Origin of the sequence: Mucilaginibacter sp. SG538B, from assembly GCF_013376065.1 — a bacterium.
Lineage (GTDB): Bacteria > Bacteroidota > Bacteroidia > Sphingobacteriales > Sphingobacteriaceae > Mucilaginibacter > Mucilaginibacter rubeus.
Window position 1 is genome coordinate 1,449,094 of sequence record NZ_JABMJI010000001.1, and the last position, 19,611, is coordinate 1,468,704.

Here is a 19,611-nt window from a genome sequence, read left to right on the forward strand (position 1 = left end):
TAAATTAATGGTCTGCTATACGATTAATGCTTATTAAGTAATATGTAGCTGATATTAACTTTTATAATTTCTTATAAAGAAATTTAATTATTTTGAAAAAGTTTTAATCATTTGTTGGGTAATTTAAATCTATTTATCCCGTTGTTACGTATAAGCAGTAGGTACTTTTTACTATATTGTGACAATTTATAACAATTCTCCGACAATTTTAAACTAATCTCCCAAACACTTAATGGCATTTTTAAACACTGTGCTCGAACCACCTGCATATGGTTGGACAGATGGGCTTGGCAACCTCTCAAAACCTACTAACACACAAATTGTAAAAGAATTTTTTAAACGGCTAAATGTATTCAGGGATAAAAAAAACTGGCTTTCGTTTTTAAGCTGGTCGCTGGTGCTGGCTTTAGTGCCGTTCCTGGGGCTGTTCATCTTTAAATATTTCAGTATCACCGGGCTTATTGTTGCCTTCGTATACAGTATGATTATTATGGGCACCCATGGTACAATCTGGCACCACCGGTATTGCACTCACGGAGCTTACACCTTTAAAAATAAATTCTGGCGTTTTTTTACCCAGAACCTTACATTGAAGATCATCCCTGAAGAAATCTACGCAGTATCGCACCATGTGCACCACGCTTTATCTGATCAGCCGGGCGATCCTTACAATGCACAAGGTGGTTTTATGTATTGCTTTTTAGCAGATGTTAATCATCAGCCCATAGCACGAAACATGGACGAAGTCACTTACAAAAAATGTGTTAACCTGATGAAACACACCGGGGTAAATACAAATACTTACAAGCAGTATCAAAAATGGGGCACCCTGGCTAATCCAACCCGAACCATAATTGGTATTATACTGAACTGGGGCTTTTGGTTTACAGCTTTCTACCTTTTAGGCGGACCGGCATTGGCTTGTGCTGTATTTGGCTCTGCCGGCATTTGGGCAGTTGGTGTACGTACATTTAACTACGAAGGTCATGGTAAAGGAAAAGATATGCGGCGTGAAGGTATCGACCATAACCGCGAGGATATGTCAATCAATCAGTTGTGGCCGGGTTATGTAGCAGGTGAGTGGCATAACAACCACCATTTATATCCTAAAAGCGCCCGCTCTGGCTTTAAACCATATCAGTTTGATTTGGCCTGGTGTTATATTAAAATGATGAGTATGCTGGGAGCTGTAAGCTCATACCGCGATTCAAAAGCTGATTTTTTGAAGGAATATTGTACGCCGGTACCGGTAGTAGCGCCAGCGGCTATACCAGTTGCTGAAATATTGGTAGCGGCGGAATAAGCTGTTATTAAATACATTAAAAGGCCATAGCAAGATAAGTGCTGTGGCCTTTTTGTTTGGTTTGCCGCCACTTTGGCTGCTGTTAGTATTGTCATCGTCATCTTGTGGAAAGAAGAAAAGGCGTGGGATTGTGCGATTCCCTCCCCTGGGAGGGTGTAGGAAGGGGTTTCGTCGACGTGCCTATACCGGAAATAGCAGATGAACCCCTCCCTGCCATTACACATTTCCATCACACCCCTCCCAGGGGAGGGAATTGAAAAACTTTTGCCGTTGTTGGTGTTGTCACCAACAACTATGCGCTGTGCAATTCAACTGGTGATCTCCGCTCTATGCCATCCGATGCGTTAACCTATCTGATGGATGTTGGTGACAACATCAACAACGGCAACTGTGTTGTCTCCAACAGCAATCAACCTCCCCACTCCGTGTTAAAATTACACTTTGTAAAAATCTGGCTATATATCAAAAATGTGGAGAATTGTTAAAATAGTACTATCTTAATAGCGAATTGATTATATACCTTAGTGAACCGATTATAGTGTACACTAAACACCAAACCAATGCGCTGTAAAATATTAAATGTTGTGTTATGCATAGCTTGCATTGCCTTGTTTTCTGCCCGGGTTAGTGCTCAGGACGTAGGAATATTTGAAGGCCAAACCGATGTTGGTACGGTCAAGCATCAGGGCAGCGGTGTATATGACGCTAAATTACAGCAATATACGCTTATTGGTTCGGGCCAGAATATCTGGGCTACGCATGATGATTTTCACTTTGTGTGGAAGAAAATGAAAGGCGATTTCATTCTTCGCACCAACGCCGCATTTATAGGCAAAGGTGTTGAAGCGCATCGCAAGGTTGGACTAATGGTTCGCACCACGCTTGATTCAAATTCAAAACATATCAATGCCGTTGTGCATGGAGATGGCTTAACCTCGTTGCAATACCGTAAAACGGTAAGCGGCATTACCGAAGAAAAGAAGGCATCCATCACTGCGGCCGATGTGATCCAGTTGGAACGCAAAGGTAATACCTATACCATGTCGGTAGCCCGCAAAGGCGATCTCTTTGTGAGCGAGGAAGTAACCGGTCTTGACCTGGGCGACGACGTTTATGTGGGCATTTTCATCTGCTCGCACAATGCGGATGTTACCGAGAAAGCTGTATTCAATAACGTACGTATAGTTACACCCGCACCGGCCTCATTGATTCCTTATAAACAATATTTAGGCAGCGCCATTGAGTTGCTTGACCTCGAAAGTCAGAATGCCACGGTGGTTTATCAATCACCAAAATCACTCCAGGCCCCAAACTGGACACTTGATGGCAAATCACTTATTTATAACAGCGAAGGTTCACTTTTTAAATTCGATCTTAAATTGCATACACCAACGGTACTCAATACCGGCATCGCTAAAAATAATAATAACGACCATGTGCTTTCCTTCGATGGCAAAATGCTGGCTATCAGCAGCGGCGATGGTGGCCCATCAATAGGATACACAGTTTCGTCGGCCGGTGGCGAGGCTACACGGGTAACCCAAACCGGGCATGGGGCAAGTTATATGCATGGCTGGTCGCCCGATAATAAATACCTCGTTTTTTGTGGCGAGCGCAATAAGGAATTTGACGTTTACCGCATCCCGGCAGGAGGAGGGCCCGAAGAAAGGCTTACTACCACACCTGGTTTAGATGATGGTCCCGAATATTCGCCCGATGGAAAATACATCTACTTTAATTCGGTGCGCAGCGGCCTGATGCAGGTTTGGCGCATGAAAGCCGATGGCAGTGAGCAAACCCAGCTTACTAATGATGATTATAACAATTGGTTCCCGCATATCTCGCCCGATGGTAAATGGATAGTTTATATCACCTTTCTTAAAAGCGAAGTATCCCCCGGCGACCATCCTTTTTATAAGCATGTATATTTAAGGCTGATGCCGGTAGGCGGAGGCCCTTCAAAAGTGGTAGCTTATTTATACGGTGGCCAGGGTACTATCAACACCCCGTCATGGGCGCCGGATAGCAAGCACCTGGCATTTGTAAGTAACTCTGATTTATTGTTCCCTGTATTTCCTATTGCAAAATAACCTTAAACATATAACCATGTATACATCACGCAGATCATTTTTAAAAACCGGCGCAATGGCAGTAGCCGGGGCGGCGCTACTTCCTGATAGTTTATTTGCCGCTACGGATAATAAACTTAAACGGGTAGGGGTGCAGCTTTATAGTGTACGCGATGCCATGAAGGCCGATCCGCAGGGAACGCTTAAAAAGATAGCTGATGCAGGTTATGCACATGTGGAGCATGCAAATTACATCGACAGAAAATTTTACGGCTATACCGCCAAAGAATTTAAAAAGATCCTGGCCGATCTTGACCTTAAAATGCCAAGCGGCCATACCGTAATGACACCTCAGCACTGGGATGCAGCCAAAAATGATTTTACCGATGCCTGGAAGTATACTGTTGAAGACGCGGCCACTATGGGGCAAAAGTTTGTGATAAGCCCCTGGCTTGATGAAAAGGTACGTACAGATACCGATGCCCTGAAACGCACTATGGAGCAGTTTAACAAATGCGGTGAGCTTTGCAAGCAATCATCCATGATGTTTGGCTACCATAACCACAACTTTGAGATCAGTACCAAAGTAGGGGATATTACCCTTTATGATTATATCATCCAAAATACCGATCCGGCTTTGGTGGCCCAGCAAATAGATATCGGTAACATGTACACTACCGGTGGCAGGGCGTTGGAGTTTATCAATAAATATCCCGGCCGTTTCCAGTCCATGCACGTAAAGGACGAAATTAAAGTACCGCCACACGGTGGCGATGATACTGAAAGCACCATTTTAGGTGCCGGGATCCTGCCAGTTAGGGATATTGTAAAGGCCGGGGCAAAAAAAGGCGGCACCTCTTTGTTCATTATTGAGCAGGAAGCATACCAGGGCAAAGACCCAATCGATTGTGTAAAAATTGATTTACAAATCATGAAAAAATGGGGCTATTAATAGTATAAGACTAACTTACACCCGTGAAGATTTAATTTTTACAGCCTTTGATTTTGAATTGTAATTATTAAGTTTGGGAGCACATTATAAATCATATTAAGCCTTTCTCGTTACCTGTTCAGTAAACTAAAAGTTTTGTGACAGATAAATGGGCTTCGCTAAAACAATTTAGTTTAAACAATGGACCGGCGTACCGTCATCAAAAATCTGGCTTTGATAATAGGAGGGGCTGCATTGCTCCCGGCCTGTTCGCAGGATAAAGCAAAGTCGAAGGTTGCACTCAAAAATATTGATATCACTGCCGATCAGGAACAGTTGATAGGTGATGTTTCGGAAACTTTTATTCCTAAAACAACAACACCGGGCGCTAAAGACCTGCTATTGCATTTATTTGTGTTGAAAATGGTGGATGACTGCTATAAAAAGGAAGATCAGCAGGCATTTGTAACTGGCATGGGCCATTTCGCAGATCAATCTCAAAAATTATATAGTAAAACGTTTGACCAGCTTGATACTAAAACCCGCGAAGAATTTTTGCTGGATATAGAAAAAGAAGGTAAAGCGGAAGAAGAGGCGGCCAGGAAAAACAGTGATAAAAAAGATGCTGCACCTGCCACTCCTCCTGCAGGCAAGTATTCGCCCGAGCTTAAGAAGTTTTACAGCATAGTAAAAAGGCAAACCATAAACGGTTATACCAATTCAAAATATTTTATGACTAAAGAAGTGATATATGAGCTTGTGCCGGGCAGGTACAATGCGCATTTCCCTTACAAACAAAAGCAAGCAGTATAAGTAATGGCTAATTTAAATATCGACAGCGTTAAAGAACGCACTTTCGACGCGATAGTAATTGGCTCGGGAATGAGCGGGGGATGGGCTGCTAAAGAGTTTGCGGACAAAGGACTCAAAACACTGATATTGGAGCGTGGCCGCGATGTTAAGCACATTAAGGATTACCCGACTACCAACATGTACCCCTGGGAGTTTGAACACCGGGGCGAATTGCCGATGGCGGTACAGGAAGCCAATCCTATTGTAAACCGCTGTTATGCCTTTGGAGAAAGCGCCGCGCATTTTTTTGTTAAAGATGCAGAGCACCCTTACATACAGGATAAACCCTTCGACTGGATCCGCGGATACCAGGTTGGCGGTAAATCCCTGCTTTGGGCACGTCAAACCCAGCGTTGGAGCGATTTTGATTTTGAAGGCCCCGCCCGCGATGGTTTCGCGGTAGACTGGCCTATCCGTTACAAAGATATCGCACCATGGTATAGTTATGTAGAGAAATTCGCCGGCATTTCGGGTAACCGTGATGGCATTGCCGAATTGCCGGATGGTGAGTTCCTACCCGCATTCCCATTAAATACTGTTGAAGAATATTTTAGAGATCACGTAAAAAGCAAATATAAAAACCGCCACGTGATCAGCGCACGTTGCGCCCACCTGTCAACCCCTAATCAAATCCACCTTGATCAGGGCAGGGTACAATGCCAAAGGAGAACGATCTGTGAGCGTGGCTGCCCCTTTGGTGGCTATTTCAGCGCTAACGCTACCACTATCCCCTGGGCTTTAAAATCTGGTCACGCCACATTAAGGCCATTTTCGGTAGTGGAATCTATTATTTATGATGATAAGCTGGGTAAAGCTACCGGTGTGCGGGTTATTGATACCAATACCAAAGAAGCTATCGACTACTACGCCAAAGTAATATTTGTCAATGCAGCGGCGTTAAATACCAACCTGATATTGCTTAATTCTAAATCACACCGCTTCCCTAATGGTTTGGGCAATGACAGCGGTGTGCTGGGTAAATATGTAGCTTTCCATAATTATTCGGCCCATATTGGAGCCGAGTATGATGGCGCTAAAGAATGGACAACAGATGGCCGTAACCCTGCCGGCGGGGGGTATATCCCAAGGTTCAGGAATGTGTACAAACAAGAAACCGACTTTTTACGCGGTTATGCTTCAGGCTTTGGCGCTTACAGATCCCCGCAGCGTAGTTGGGACGGCGTAGGTAGCAGTCTGAAAGATAACCTGGCTAACAAAGAGCTTGGCCCGTGGCGTGTAGGCTCGCACATGATGGGCGAAACCATCCCGAAGGAAAGCAATTTTGTAAGTCTTGATGACAAGCAAAAAGATGCCTGGGGCGTACCATTATTAAAGATGAACATTGATTACGACGATAACGACGAGAAGATGAAGAAGGATTATGTGGAGCAGTTAACCGAGATGTTCACCAGCGCGGGTTTTACCAACATTAAAGCCAGTACCGATAGACGAGCACCGGGGCTTGATATTCATGAAATGGGCGGTGCCCGAATGGGGAATGATCCTAAAACATCGATATTAAACAAATGGAATCAGGTGCATAGCGTTAAAAACGTATTTGTTACCGACGGCGCCAGCATGACATCAACCTCGTGCCAAAATCCGTCACTAACTTATATGGCCTTTACGGCAAGGGCCGCCGATTATGCCATGAGCGAGATGAAGAAGGGGAACCTCTCCTAAATCCTCTCCAAAGGAGAGGACTTAAAAAGGGCGGCGTAAGGGGGGCTTCCTCTCCTTTGGAGAGGGCCGGGGTGAGGTCCTTCGTGTAAAAAAAACACAATGTAATATTTGGAAAATGAATTTTATTCATACATTTAACGACACAACCAAGTAGTAAACAAATTAAACTAATCATATTATTCGTATGTCTGCAAACACTTATGACGCAATAGTCATTGGCTCAGGAATTTCAGGCGGGTGGGCTGCCAAGGAACTAACACAAAAGGGTTTGAAAACCATCATGCTTGAGCGTGGCCGTAATATTGAGCACATTAAAGATTACGTAAACGCAACCAAAGATCCATGGGAATTTCCGCACAGAGGCGGCCGTACCCAGAAAATGATTGATGATTACCCGGTTCTTAAACGCGACTATCCGTTAAATGAAACCAACCTTGACTATTGGGCAAGTGATAAAGATAGTCCTTATACAGAAATTAAACGTTTTGACTGGTTCCGTGGTTACCACGTAGGCGGCCGCTCGCTGATGTGGGGACGCCAATCGTACCGCTGGGCTGATGTTGATTTTGAAGCCAACTTAAAGGATGGCATCGCTGTTGACTGGCCTATCCGCTACAAAGACATCGCTCCGTGGTATAGCTACGCCGAGCAATTTGCCGGGATCTCCGGTAATAAAGATGGTTTACCTATCCTTCCTGATGGCGATTTTATGCCGCCTATGGAAATGAACGTGGTTGAAAAAGACGTTTCAAAACGCTTGAAAGAATTTTATAAAGAAGCGCGTCACATGATCATCGGTCGTACGGCTAATATCACTGTACCGCATAACAACCGTACCAACTGCCAGTACCGTAACAAATGCTGGTTAGGTTGTCCGTTCGGTGCTTATTTCAGCACACAATCGGCTACATTGCCTGCGGCTATGGCTACCGGTAATTTAACCGTTCGCCCATGGTCTATCGTTACCAAAATATTGTACGATAAGGATACCAAAAAAGCCAAAGGCGTTGAGGTATTGGATGCTGAAACCAATAAAACTTATGAATACTTCGCTAAGATCGTATTCGTAAACGCATCAACCATTAACTCGGCCTGGATCCTGATGAATTCAGCTACCGACGTTTGGGAAGGCGGCTTGGGCAGCAGCAGCGGTGAGCTTGGCCACAACCTGATGGACCACCACCTTAATGTTAGCGCTTATGGCAGGATTGAAGGTTATGAGGATAAATATTATTTCGGTCGCCGCGCAAATGGTTTCTATATCCCTCGTTACCGTAACCTGAACGGCGAAAAACGTGATTACATCCGTGGGTTCGGTTACCAGGGCTCGGCAAGCCGCGAAGGCTGGAGCCGTGACATTGCCGAACTGAACATTGGCGGCGCGTTTAAGGATGCATTGACCGAGCCAGGTTCATGGCATATAGGTATGGGAGCTTTTGGTGAAACATTGCCTTACCACGAAAACAAGGTTACCATCGACAAAACCAAAAAAGATAAATGGGGCTTGCCTGTTGTTGCCATTGATGCCGAATTGAAAGCAAATGAGCTGAAAATGCGTATCGATATGGAAAAAGACGGCAAAGAAATGCTGGAAGCCATGGGTGCTAAAGACGTGCAAACTTCCAGTACTAATCCGTTCCTTGGCCGTGGCATCCATGAAATGGGTACCGCGAGGATGGGCCGCGATCCGAAAACTTCAGTATTGAACGAGTGGAACCAGGTTTGGGATGCTAAGAACGTATTTGTTACCGATGGCTCATGTATGACTTCGGCAGCATGCCAAAACCCGTCGCTTACGTATATGGCATTAACCGCACGTGCGGCCAACCATGCTGTTGAGATACTAAAAAAAGGTGAAATTTAACCAACATCACATAAAAACAACCTAATAAAAACACCTATGACTGAAGAAAAGGACAAAACCCCAAACCCGTCAAGACGGCAATTTATTAAAAGCAGCGCCATAGCGGCCGCTGGTTTTATGATAGTTCCGCGCCATGTTTTGGGCGGTAAAGGTTTTATAGCTCCAAGCGACAAGTTATTGATTGCCGGCGTAGGTGCCGGTGGTAAAGGGCAAAGCGATATTGCTAATTTTTACAAAAGCGGCAAAGCCGAGATCGCCTTCCTGTGCGATGTTGACGACCGCAGAGCGGCAAGATCACGCAGCGATTTTCCTAAGGCAAAGTATTATAAAGACTGGCGCGAAATGTTTGACAAAGAACACAAGCATTTTGACGCGGTATCGGTTTCAACGCCCGATCATAACCATGCCATTATTACCTATAATGCTATGCAGCTGAACAAACACGTTTATGTTCAGAAACCGCTGACGCATGATATTTGGGAGGCCCGTTTATTAACAGAGGCTGCCAAAAAATATAAAGTGGTTACACAAATGGGTAACCAGGGTTCATCAAATGATGGTACACGCTTACTGTCAGAATGGTATGATGCCGACCTGATTGGTGATGTGCACACCGTTTACTGCTGGACAAACCGCCCCGTTTGGCCGCAAGGTATTGCATGGCCACCGCCACAACCAAATATTCCTAAAGAACTGGATTGGGACCTGTGGCTGGGTACTGCGCCTAAAAAAGATTACGTTGATAAACTGGTTCCGTTTAACTGGCGCGGCTGGTGGGATTACGGTACCGGCGCCCTTGGCGATATGGGCTGTCACCTGGTAGAAGCACCTTTCCGCGTATTGGGGATCCAGTATGCGAAAGATGTACAGGCCAGCGTTGGCAGTGTTTATGTAGACGAGTTTAAAGAAGGTCATTTCCCTGAAAGCTGCCCTCCGTCAAGCCACATCACATTAACGTTCCCTAAAACTGACAAAACTAAAGGCGATGTTACCCTGCACTGGATGGACGGTGGTATCCAGCCTGAAAGGCCAATCGAATTGTTAGCAAGCGAAAACTTCGGTGGTGAAGAAGGTAACGGTACATTATTCATCGGTACAAAAGGAAAAATGTACGCAAGTACTTATTCTGATGCGCCTACGTTATTGCCAAAATCACTTACCAAAGACGCGAAAGCACCTCAAAAATGGGCACGTGTACCGGGCGGCGCCAATGGTCACTATGCACAGTGGGTTGAAGGCTGTATAGCAGGTTACGGTAAAACAGAGCTAAGCTCATCATTTGATAAGGCTGGCCCGCTTACTGAGGCTTTATTGATGGCTAACCTTGCGGTTCGCGGCCATGAGCTAAATGGTGGCAGGGTAAAACTGGTATGGGATAACCAGGCTATGAAAGTTACCAACTTTGATGCTGTTAACCAATATATTAAACGCGATTACCGCGAAGGTTTCGTGTTGAAAGCGTAGCTTTTTAAATTATTGAATTATTGAGTTAGCGAATTATTGATTTAATTGCTAACTCATAATTCATCAATAATTGGAAAATCAAATAACTCGATAATTCAATAATTCAGTAAATCAATAATTAAACATGAATAGAAGAGAAGCGATAGGCAGGGTAGGTTTGATCCTTGGCGGTACCATCATCGGCGCCGAGTTCTTCATCTCCGGATGTAAACCATCTTCGCCGAAAGTAAACGACCTTTTTACACAGGATGATGTGGCCCTGATGGATGAAATTGGTGAAACCATTTTACCTGCAACTTCAACCCCGGGTGCTAAAGCTGCCGAAATTGGCAAATTTATGACGGTAATGGTACAGGATTGCTATACTGCCGATGATCAGAAAATTTTCACCAAAGGCCTTAAAGACCTGAATGATGCAAGCGACAAGAAATTTGGTAAAAAGTTTTTGGAGGCTACTCCCGAGCAACGTACAGAACTGTTAACCGAGCTTGACAAAGAGCAAAAAGCCTATACCAAAACAAAAAAACCGGAAGATCCTAACCATTACTTCAGGATGCTGAAGGAATTAACCCTGCTGGGTTTCTTCACTTCAAAACCGGGTGCCACACAGGCCTTACGTTATATAGCCGTTCCTGGTAAATATGACGGTAACCTGCCATACAAAAAAGGTGATAAAGCCTGGGCAACCTAAAAAATTGCAATATCAATTGATTATACCTTTGATTTTTACAAAATTTGAATTGCTATCAAAAACAGCATTATGTAATAATGCTGTTTTTGATGTATACAATCGATTGAGAAGCGTTTAATCATCAAAAAACATCAACCCCAACAAAAACAAATGAAATTAAGATTAGGAATGATAGGCGGCGGACAAGGTGCCTTTATTGGTGCCGTACACCGCATAGCTGCCCGTATTGATGGCGAATATGAACTGGTTTGCGGCGCTTTTAGCAGTAATGCCGAAAAATCACAGGCCAGCGGCCTTTTGCTTGGCTTACCGGCAAGCCGCTCATATATCTCTTACCAGGAACTTATCGAAAAAGAAAAGCAACTGCCCGAGAACGAACGTGTGCAGGTGATCAGCATTGTAACGCCCAATCATGTGCATTTTGCCCCAACCAAAATGGCACTCGAAAATGGTTTTCATGTGGTGCTTGATAAACCCATGACCTTTTCACTTGAAGAAGCTAAGGAACTGGAAAAAGTAGTTAGTGCATCGGGTAAACTTTTTTGCCTTACACATACGTACACCGGTTACCCCATGGTTAAGGAAGCTAAGCAATTGATCAAAGCAGGTGCCATAGGTGCAGTACGGAAGGTTTATGTTGAGTATCCGCAGGGATGGTTGAGCAGCTTTTTAGAAGGAGAAGATAACAAGCAAGCCTCATGGCGTACCGATCCGGGTAAAAGCGGGATTGCAGGTGCCATGGGCGATATCGGTACACACGCATTTAACCTGGCCGAGTATGTTACCGGCTTACAGGTTACTAAAATTTGTGCGGATATTAACATCGTAGTTGAAGGCCGCAAGCTTGATGATGACGGCGCGGCGTTGTTAAAATTTAACAACGGTGCAAGCGGCGTGCTCACGGCTACCCAAATTGCAGCCGGCGAAGAAAATAATGTGAAGATAAGGGTTTATGGTGAAAAAGGCGGTTTGGAATGGCACCAGAGCGATGCTAACTCGCTTACGGTGATGTATACTGATAAACCTGCCGAAACCTGGCGCACCGGTGGTGGTTATACCAGCTCATTCGCGCAGCATAATACACGTACGCCTGCCGGTCACCCCGAAGGTTATCTGGAGGCATTCGCCAACCTGTACCGTAATTTTGCTTTGACTGTTAAAGCCGGTTTAGAAGGTAAGCAGACCACTCCCGAAGAACTTGATTTTCCGGGTATCGAAGAAGGCGTTCGGGGAATGGCCTTTATCGAAAATGTGATAGCATCAGGTAAATCGGACGTTAAATGGACTGATTTCACTATTTAATCCACCATCTATTTAAAACAAAAAACATGACTACTATAAAAGGACCTGGCATATTTATAGCACAGTTTATAGGCGACGCGGCACCATTTAACAGCCTGGAATCTATTTGCCAGTGGGCAGCGGGTTTAGGCTACAAAGGTGTGCAACTGCCAACAAATGATACCCGTTTCATCGATTTGCAAAAAGCAGCCGAGAGCAAAACTTATGCTGACGAAATTAAAGGTATAGTTAATGCCGCGGGGTTAGAGATCACTGAGCTATCAACCCACCTTCAAGGCCAGCTGGTAGCGGTAAACCCGGTTTATGACGATCTGTTCGACGGTTTCGCACCCGAGCATTTACGTGGTAACCCGGCCGAAAGGCAAAAATGGGCTGTGCAGCAATTGAAATATGCTGCGCAGGCTTCAAAAAATTTAGGTTTAAATGCTTCGGTTACCTTTAGCGGCGCCCTGCTTTGGCCTATGGTATACCCATGGCCGCAACGCCCTGCCGGGATTGTTGAAACCGCTTTTGGTGAACTGGCTAAACGCTGGACACCGATACTGGATGTGTACGAAGAAAACGGCATCGACCTTTGCTATGAAATTCACCCGGGCGAAGACCTGCATGACGGTATCACTTACGAAATGTTCCTTGATCATGTAAAAGGCCACAAGCGTGCTAACTTGCTGTATGATCCGTCGCACCTTGTATTGCAATGTTTGGATTACCTGGAATATATCGATCTGTACCATGAGCGCATAAAAATGTTCCACGTTAAAGATGCTGAGTTTAACCCAACCGGGCGACAAGGTGTTTACGGCGGCTACCAGAGCTGGGTTAACCGCGCCGGCCGTTTCCGCTCATTAGGTGATGGGCAGGTTGATTTTAAATCGATATTTAGTAAATTAACACAATATGATTATAAGGGATGGGCGGTGCTTGAATGGGAATGCGCGCTTAAACATCCGGAAGATGGTGCAAGAGAAGGTGCTCCGTTCATCAAAGATCATATTATCCGTGTAACTGAACGTGCTTTTGATGATTTCGCAGCATCAGGTTCTGATGATGCTTTCAACAGGAAAACGTTAGGGATCTAATTTTCGATTTCGGAATTCGGATTTTCGATTTCGGATTTATTGAATTTAAAAAACGCGTCATGCCGAACTTGTTTCGGCACCCATAAGATAGGTATGCGAGTGCTTAGCATGGCTGCCTGGCAAGTGGGATGCTGAAGCAAGTTCAGCATGACGACATGAATTCAGACTTACGAAGTTTTTAAAACTTCGTAAGTCTGGATCTACAAATGCCAGATCAAAAACGGGTGTCATGGGTAGCCTGTCGAAGCATAGTGGGTTAGGCCTCTGCGCACGACCCTTCGACAAGCTCAGGGTGACATGCCTGCGCCCTGGTGTAATTAATGATTCGGCCTGTAAAGATGGGATTTACCAACCGGCGAATACAGCTGAAACAATTCAGTAAAAGCATTTTGATACAGCCAATTAACCAATTATCAAATAACCTTAAATAATTTAAAATGCAAACTATTAACCGTACACAGCTATTCAGGGCAAGCTGCCTGTCGTTGCTGGTAACCTCATTATCATTCGGTATCCGTGCCGGGATTTTGAATGACCAGGGCGTAAGATTTCATTTGAACGCTTCGCAACTGGGTACCATTGCAGCAACCGCTTTCTGGGGCTTTCCGCTGGCTATCATTGTAGGCGGCTTTATTGTCGATATCATTGGTATGAAAAAGCTGCTGGTGTCAGCCTTCGTATTTCACCTGGTGGGGATCCTGCTTACCATTTTTGCCAATGGCTACTGGACGCTGTTTCTTTCTACCTTAATGATTGGTATTGCTAATGGTACGGTTGAGGCTTCATGTAACCCGCTTGTAGCTTCGCTATATACAGATAATAAAACTACAAAGCTTAATCACTTTCACCTCTGGTTTCCGGCAGGCATAGTAATAGGTACTTTAATAGTATTCGGTCTGGATACCACTTTGGCCCATGGCGTATCGCCCAAACCATACTGGATCTCGCAGGTTGAAATTGCTTTGATGCTGATCCCTACCATTGCTTATGGGTACCTGTTCTCGAAATTGGATTTCCCGGTTACCGAGCGTGTATCTGCCGGTGTAAGTACCGAGGATATGTATAAGGCATTGATCAATCCCTTGTTCCTGTTCATGATCATTTGTATGTTCGGAACAGCTATTACCGAATTATTCACCAACCAGTGGACTGACGTTTTATTCAAAACAGTTACGGACAACGCCATCCTTATTTTAACTTTTGTTGCCTCGGTACAGGTATTGGGCCGCGCGTTTGCAAGCCCGATAGTTCATCGTTTGGCACCTCAGGGAGTGCTGCTAATCTCGGCCATATTATCGGCATTGGGCATTTATCTGATGGTACACCTGCATGGTGATGCTATTTACTTCGCAGCAGTAGTTTTTGGTTTAGGGGTAGCGTTCTTTTGGCCTTGCATGATAGGCTTTGTGGCCGAAAACCTGCCGCGTACCGGTGCTGTAGGCCTAAACCTTATGGGCGGCGCGGGCATGTTCGGAGTGTCTATTTATATGATATTTATGGGCGGTTTTTACGATAAAATAATGGCTTCGAAATTACCGGCAGGTGCCAGTCTGGATGCTTACCGTTCGGCGCCGGCTGGCTCTGAAATGGCGAAGGCGTTCGATGCCGCACGGTCGGCGGCCGGTCCGGAAGTGTTAAACACAACCCTGATTATACCGGTTGTATTAATCGTGGCATTTATAGGATTGGTAATTTACATGCGCTCACGTAAAAAAACTGCTTCATTAGGCGCTATATCGGTTTAATAGGGTTTTAATTATGATAAAAAATTGTAATTTTCGCCTCATTAACCAACCCAATTAAAATTACATGATGAAAAATAGCAGGAGCTTTGTTAAGGAACAGATTTTCTGTTAGGTTATCATCGAAAACAACAATTAAACTCTTATGAAAAAAGTATTCGTTATTCTTTGTATCAGCGCGGCTTTTGCTGCCTGTGGCGGAAATTCATCAAAAAACACCGGTGGCAGCGACAGTACCCAGGGTGCAAATCAATCTGCTAAAGCGGCAAATTCTGATGCAGATACAGTTGTAGCTAAAACCGGTACCGAATCAACAGGCGGTTCTGCAGGTTCAGCAACCGGCGAAAAATTAATAGCAACGTTAGATTGCAGCACCTGTCATAAAGTTGATACCAAAGTTATCGGCCCTGCATTCCAGGATATCGCTAAAAAATATGATGCTTCACAGGCTAATATCGATATGCTTGCCAAAAAAATCATCAGTGGCGGCAGCGGTAACTGGGGCAACATAGCCATGACCCCGCACCCTTCATTACCTGAAAGTGATGCCAAAGAAATTGTACAGTACATTTTATCATTAAAAAAATAATAAGGGTAATTAAATCCGACCTTAAAGTATAATTATGACTATCGGAATTAGGGTAAAACTTTCAACAATGATGTTCCTGGAGTTCTTTATCTGGGGCGCGTGGTTTGTAACAATGGGCACTTATTTAACGGTTACGTTAAAAGCTACCGGAACGCAAAATGCCGGTGCTTACGCAACGCAATCATTAGGTGCCATTATCGCTCCTTTTGTGATCGGACTTATTGCTGATAAATACTTTTCGGCACAAAGGATCCTGGGTGTACTGCACCTGTTGGGCGCGGCCTCACTTTATTATGCAACTACCATAGCTGATTTTGATAAGTTTTACCCTAATATCCTGTTTTACATGATCATTTACATGCCAACACTGGCACTGGTAAATTCGGTTTCATTTAAGCAGATGCAAAACCCCAGTAAGGAGTTCCCTTTGATTAGGGTGTTCGGCACAGCCGGGTGGATCGTTGCAGGGATAGTTATCGGCTTATTAGGATGGGAGAAAAGCGGAACGCTTGTGCTCACCTTCAAAATGGCATCAATAGCATCTCTCATATTAGGTTTATTGAGCTTTACATTGCCCGATACCCCTCCGGTAAAAAGAGGGCAGAAGACCACATTTGGCGATATCATTGGCTTAGATTCAATCGGCTTGTTAAAAAACAGGTCGTATTTAATTTTCTTTTTGGCGTCGGTAGCTATATGTGTACCATTGGCGTTTTACTACAACTTTACCAACCCTTTTTTAAATGAAGTGGGTGTTAAGGCCGCTGCCGGTGTACAGGCCATGGGGCAGGTATCCGAGCTGGCGTTCATGGCAGCGATGCCTTTGTTTTTTGTGCGGTTCGGTGTGAAAAAAATGCTGGCTATCGGTATGCTGGCCTGGGTACTGCGGTATATATTCTTTGCCTACGGCGACGCAGGTTCAAGCTACTGGATGCTTATTGCGGGTATAGTAATGCATGGTATCTGTTACGATTTCTTCTTTGTAACCGGGCAGATCTATACCGATAATTTAGCGGGCGAGCGTTTTAAAAGCGCGGCACAGGGCTTTATTACCTTAGCTACTTATGGCGTAGGTATGCTTATAGGCTCGTACATTTCAGGCCCTATTGTTGATCATTGGAAAGTATCCGATACATCACATAACTGGCAAACCATTTGGCTTATACCTGCGGGTATTGCCGCTGTGGTATTGATATTATTCCTCGCTTTATTTAAAGATAAAACAAGCATGGCCACAAAACCAGGTTTGGATATTCAGGAACCATCAGCACAAACCGAAATATAATTATGAGATCTAATCAAAACAGGCGGTCGGCTATTAAAAGCATGATCGCGGGCACGGCCGCAATTGGCGCGTCGGGTGTATTATCTTCATTTACCACCGAAACTGAAAAACATATGCAGGCTGATGATAAGCTCAAAGGCAATATTAACCATGCTGTATGCCGCTGGTGTTACGGCGATTTTACGGTAGATCAACTTTGTGCCGCCGCTAAGGATATCGGCATAAAAGGGATCGACCTGGTTGGCCCTTCAGACTGGCCTACACTAAAAAAATATGGCTTGTTCTCCTCAATGTGCAACGGTGCCGAGATCAACCTTACCGATGGTTTTGGCGATAAACAGTTTCATGCCAAGCTGCATGAAAACTATACCAAAATGATCCCGCTGGTGGCAGAAGCCGGTTATAAAAACCTGATCTGCTTTAGCGGCAGCCGTCGCGGTAAAACCGACGAGGAAGGCTGGAATAACTGCGTTGAAGGCCTTAAACCTATGGTAGCCCTTGCCGAAAAACACAACGTAATATTGGTAATGGAACTGCTGAACAGCAAAATTGACCATAAAGATTACCAGTGCGACAGGGTAGAGTGGGGCGCGGAACTTTGCCGCAGGCTCGGTTCGGAAAACTTTAAATTGCTGTATGATATTTATCACATGCAAATTGATGAAGGCGATGTGATCCGCAATATCCGCGCTAATCATCAGTATATCGCTCATTACCATACCGGCGGTGTTCCGGGGCGTAACGAAATTGATGAAACACAGGAACTTTACTATCCGGCCATTATGCGTGCCATTGTTGAGGTAGGGCATAAGGGTTTTGTAGCGCAGGAGTTCATCCCGAAACAGAAAGATAAAATAGCTTCGCTTAAAAAGGCGGTGCATATTTGTGATGTTTAAACCTTACATCACCTTATCACTCTAAAAAGCTAAACTAATAAAACAAATACATGACAACCAGAAGAACATTTTTAGCACAAGCCGGATTAATGGCAGCAGGCGCAATGCTTGCACCGAAATTGGTATCGGCGAAAGCTTCAAATAAAGTGGGCCTGCAATTGTATAGCCTGCGCGATCAATTACCCAAAGATGTAAAAGGTGTTATTGCACAAGTGGCAAAAGCCGGTTATAATGAGGTTGAAACCTTTGGCTTTAACAAAGAAACAGGATATTGGGGATTAAAAGGTAAAGAATTTAGTCAGCTATTAAAAGATAATGGCTTAACAACTCCAAGCGGTCATTACGGACTGGACGAATACTTTGGCTCTGGTAAAACTGACGACCTGAACGCATACATTGAGGTTGCCAATACCATTGGCCAGTCGCACATTATTATCCCTTCTTTAAACCACAACTTTATTAAAACGGTTGACGACTGCAAAGGCGTTGCCGAGAAAATGAATAAGATTGCCGAGATACTGAAAGCATCGGGCTTAAAATTAGGTTACCATAACCACAACTTTGAGTGGGCGCCTGTCGGTGATACTACTTTTTACGATGTAGTACTTAACAACACCGACCCTAAACTGGTGGCCATGGAAATGGATCTTTACTGGGTAGTACGCGCCGGTAAAAACCCGGTTGAGATTTTTGAAAAACACCCCGGCCGTTTCGCTTTTGTGCATGTTAAAGACAGGGATAAAACCAATGCCGAATTAAATACAGAAATAGGTAACGGTGATATCGACTTCAAAACCATATTGGGTAAAGCTAAACTTGCGGGCATTAAGCACTTTATTGTTGAGCAGGAAAACTATACCAATATTGATCCGTATGTGAGCATTGCAAAAAGCGCTTCATATCTGAAAAATACGCTTCACGTTTAAACCAATTATTTTAGAGAGATGAAATATCCATTAATACTAACCGCCCTTTTAGCAGGAAGCTGCTTCATGGCAAACGCGCAAAATGCCAAACCTGAAGACACCGAGATTTGGGAACCGGTACCTAAAGTAGTTACGCCGGGCAAAAATTTAGGCGATGCCCCTTCAGACGCAATTATTTTGTTTAACGGTAAAGGCCTTGACGAGTGGGTTTCTGTTGAAGATAAAACCCCGGCTAAATGGCTGGTTAAAGGTGATGTACTTACCGTAAATAAAGCTACCGGTAATATTGAAACCAAAAGAACTTTCAGCAATTACCAATTGCATATTGAGTGGAAAGTGCCTGCTAACATTACAGGCAGCGGGCAGGCCCGCGGCAACAGCGGCGTGTTCTTAGCTTCGATAGGTAAAGGTGATGCAGGTTATGAGCTACAGGTTTTAGATTCGTACGAAAACAAAACTTATGTTAACGGCATGGCAGGCAGCTTGTATAAGCAAGTGATCCCACTGGCAAACCCTGGTCGCAAACCCGGCGAGTGGAATGTTTATGATGTAATTTGGACCGCTCCTGTATTTAACGAAGACGGTTCATTGAAATCGGCAGCAAGAGCTACCGTATTTTTCAATGGCGTGTTGGTTGAAAACAACTTTGAGCTGCTTGGCCCTACTCAATACATCGGTAAGCCATCGTATGATGGTAAAAAACACGGCCCGTCGCCAATTAAGTTACAGGCCCATGGCGATAAGAGCGAGCCGCTTAGCTTCCGCAATATTTGGGTAAGAGAGCTGTAAACAACGCTGCTATTGTTGAAAATATGATGAGCCTCCCGGTAATGCCGGGAGGCTTTTTTTATGATATTTAATATTCTAAAGGCGGAATCTACGGTTGCTCAACGCTGTATTCGTTTTATATATAATCTATTTACTAATCAGTTTAT

The 19,611-nt window shown here is 44.4% G+C and carries 16 protein-coding genes; all 16 read left to right on the forward strand.

The window, feature by feature from the left end:
* Positions 1 to 232: 232 nt before the first annotated feature.
* The 16 genes from FHW88_RS05890 (at position 233) to FHW88_RS05965 (ending at position 19,465) form a co-directional block, all read left to right on the forward strand.
* On the forward strand, positions 233 to 1,303 hold the full coding sequence (locus tag FHW88_RS05890; RefSeq protein ID WP_176623851.1) for a fatty acid desaturase: 1,071 nt from the start codon (positions 233 to 235) through the stop codon (positions 1,301 to 1,303).
* A gap of 560 nt (positions 1,304 to 1,863) precedes the next feature.
* Positions 1,864 to 3,393, forward strand: a complete 1,530-nt coding sequence (locus FHW88_RS05895) for a TolB family protein (protein WP_176623853.1) — start codon at positions 1,864 to 1,866, stop codon at positions 3,391 to 3,393.
* Between the two features lie 16 nt (positions 3,394 to 3,409).
* The gene (locus FHW88_RS05900) at positions 3,410 to 4,324 is read left to right on the forward strand and encodes a TIM barrel protein (RefSeq protein ID WP_090526169.1); all 915 of its coding nucleotides are present in this window, start codon (positions 3,410 to 3,412) and stop codon (positions 4,322 to 4,324) included.
* 180 nt (positions 4,325 to 4,504) lie between these two features.
* Positions 4,505 to 5,116: a gluconate 2-dehydrogenase subunit 3 family protein gene (locus tag FHW88_RS05905; RefSeq protein WP_176623855.1), complete on the forward strand. Its 612-nt coding sequence runs from the start codon at positions 4,505 to 4,507 to the stop codon at positions 5,114 to 5,116.
* A gap of 3 nt (positions 5,117 to 5,119) precedes the next feature.
* Entirely contained in the window at positions 5,120 to 6,838 is a 1,719-nt protein-coding gene (locus FHW88_RS05910) for a GMC oxidoreductase (protein WP_176623857.1), read from the forward strand.
* Between the two features lie 184 nt (positions 6,839 to 7,022).
* Entirely contained in the window at positions 7,023 to 8,702 is a 1,680-nt protein-coding gene (locus FHW88_RS05915; RefSeq protein WP_176623859.1) for a GMC oxidoreductase, read from the forward strand.
* Positions 8,703 to 8,738: 36 nt separating this feature from the next.
* A complete protein-coding gene (locus FHW88_RS05920) occupies positions 8,739 to 10,166 on the forward strand; it encodes a Gfo/Idh/MocA family protein (protein ID WP_176623861.1) in 1,428 nt (475 codons plus the stop codon).
* Positions 10,167 to 10,290: 124 nt separating this feature from the next.
* On the forward strand, positions 10,291 to 10,857 hold the full coding sequence (locus FHW88_RS05925; protein ID WP_090524595.1) for a gluconate 2-dehydrogenase subunit 3 family protein: 567 nt from the start codon (positions 10,291 to 10,293) through the stop codon (positions 10,855 to 10,857).
* 150 nt (positions 10,858 to 11,007) lie between these two features.
* On the forward strand, positions 11,008 to 12,159 hold the full coding sequence (locus FHW88_RS05930) for a Gfo/Idh/MocA family protein (protein ID WP_255485211.1): 1,152 nt from the start codon (positions 11,008 to 11,010) through the stop codon (positions 12,157 to 12,159).
* Positions 12,160 to 12,185: 26 nt separating this feature from the next.
* Positions 12,186 to 13,238 carry a sugar phosphate isomerase/epimerase family protein gene (locus tag FHW88_RS05935; RefSeq protein WP_176623863.1) on the forward strand — a complete coding sequence of 351 codons (1,053 nt, stop codon included), beginning with the start codon at positions 12,186 to 12,188 and terminating at the stop codon, positions 13,236 to 13,238.
* A 437-nt stretch (positions 13,239 to 13,675) separates the two neighbouring features.
* Complete coding sequence (locus tag FHW88_RS05940; RefSeq protein WP_090524599.1) at positions 13,676 to 14,983, forward strand: MFS transporter; 1,308 nt, start codon at positions 13,676 to 13,678, stop codon at positions 14,981 to 14,983.
* Between the two features lie 142 nt (positions 14,984 to 15,125).
* Positions 15,126 to 15,569: a c-type cytochrome gene (locus tag FHW88_RS05945; protein ID WP_090524602.1), complete on the forward strand. Its 444-nt coding sequence runs from the start codon at positions 15,126 to 15,128 to the stop codon at positions 15,567 to 15,569.
* A gap of 34 nt (positions 15,570 to 15,603) precedes the next feature.
* Positions 15,604 to 16,854: a nucleoside permease gene (locus FHW88_RS05950; protein WP_090524604.1), complete on the forward strand. Its 1,251-nt coding sequence runs from the start codon at positions 15,604 to 15,606 to the stop codon at positions 16,852 to 16,854.
* Between the two features lie 2 nt (positions 16,855 to 16,856).
* Positions 16,857 to 17,750, forward strand: a complete 894-nt coding sequence (locus FHW88_RS05955) for a hydroxypyruvate isomerase family protein (RefSeq protein ID WP_176623865.1) — start codon at positions 16,857 to 16,859, stop codon at positions 17,748 to 17,750.
* Between the two features lie 50 nt (positions 17,751 to 17,800).
* On the forward strand, positions 17,801 to 18,676 hold the full coding sequence (locus tag FHW88_RS05960) for a sugar phosphate isomerase/epimerase family protein (RefSeq protein ID WP_090524607.1): 876 nt from the start codon (positions 17,801 to 17,803) through the stop codon (positions 18,674 to 18,676).
* Positions 18,677 to 18,694: 18 nt separating this feature from the next.
* Entirely contained in the window at positions 18,695 to 19,465 is a 771-nt protein-coding gene (locus tag FHW88_RS05965) for a DUF1080 domain-containing protein (RefSeq protein WP_176623867.1), read from the forward strand.
* The last annotated feature ends 146 nt before the right edge of the window (positions 19,466 to 19,611 follow it).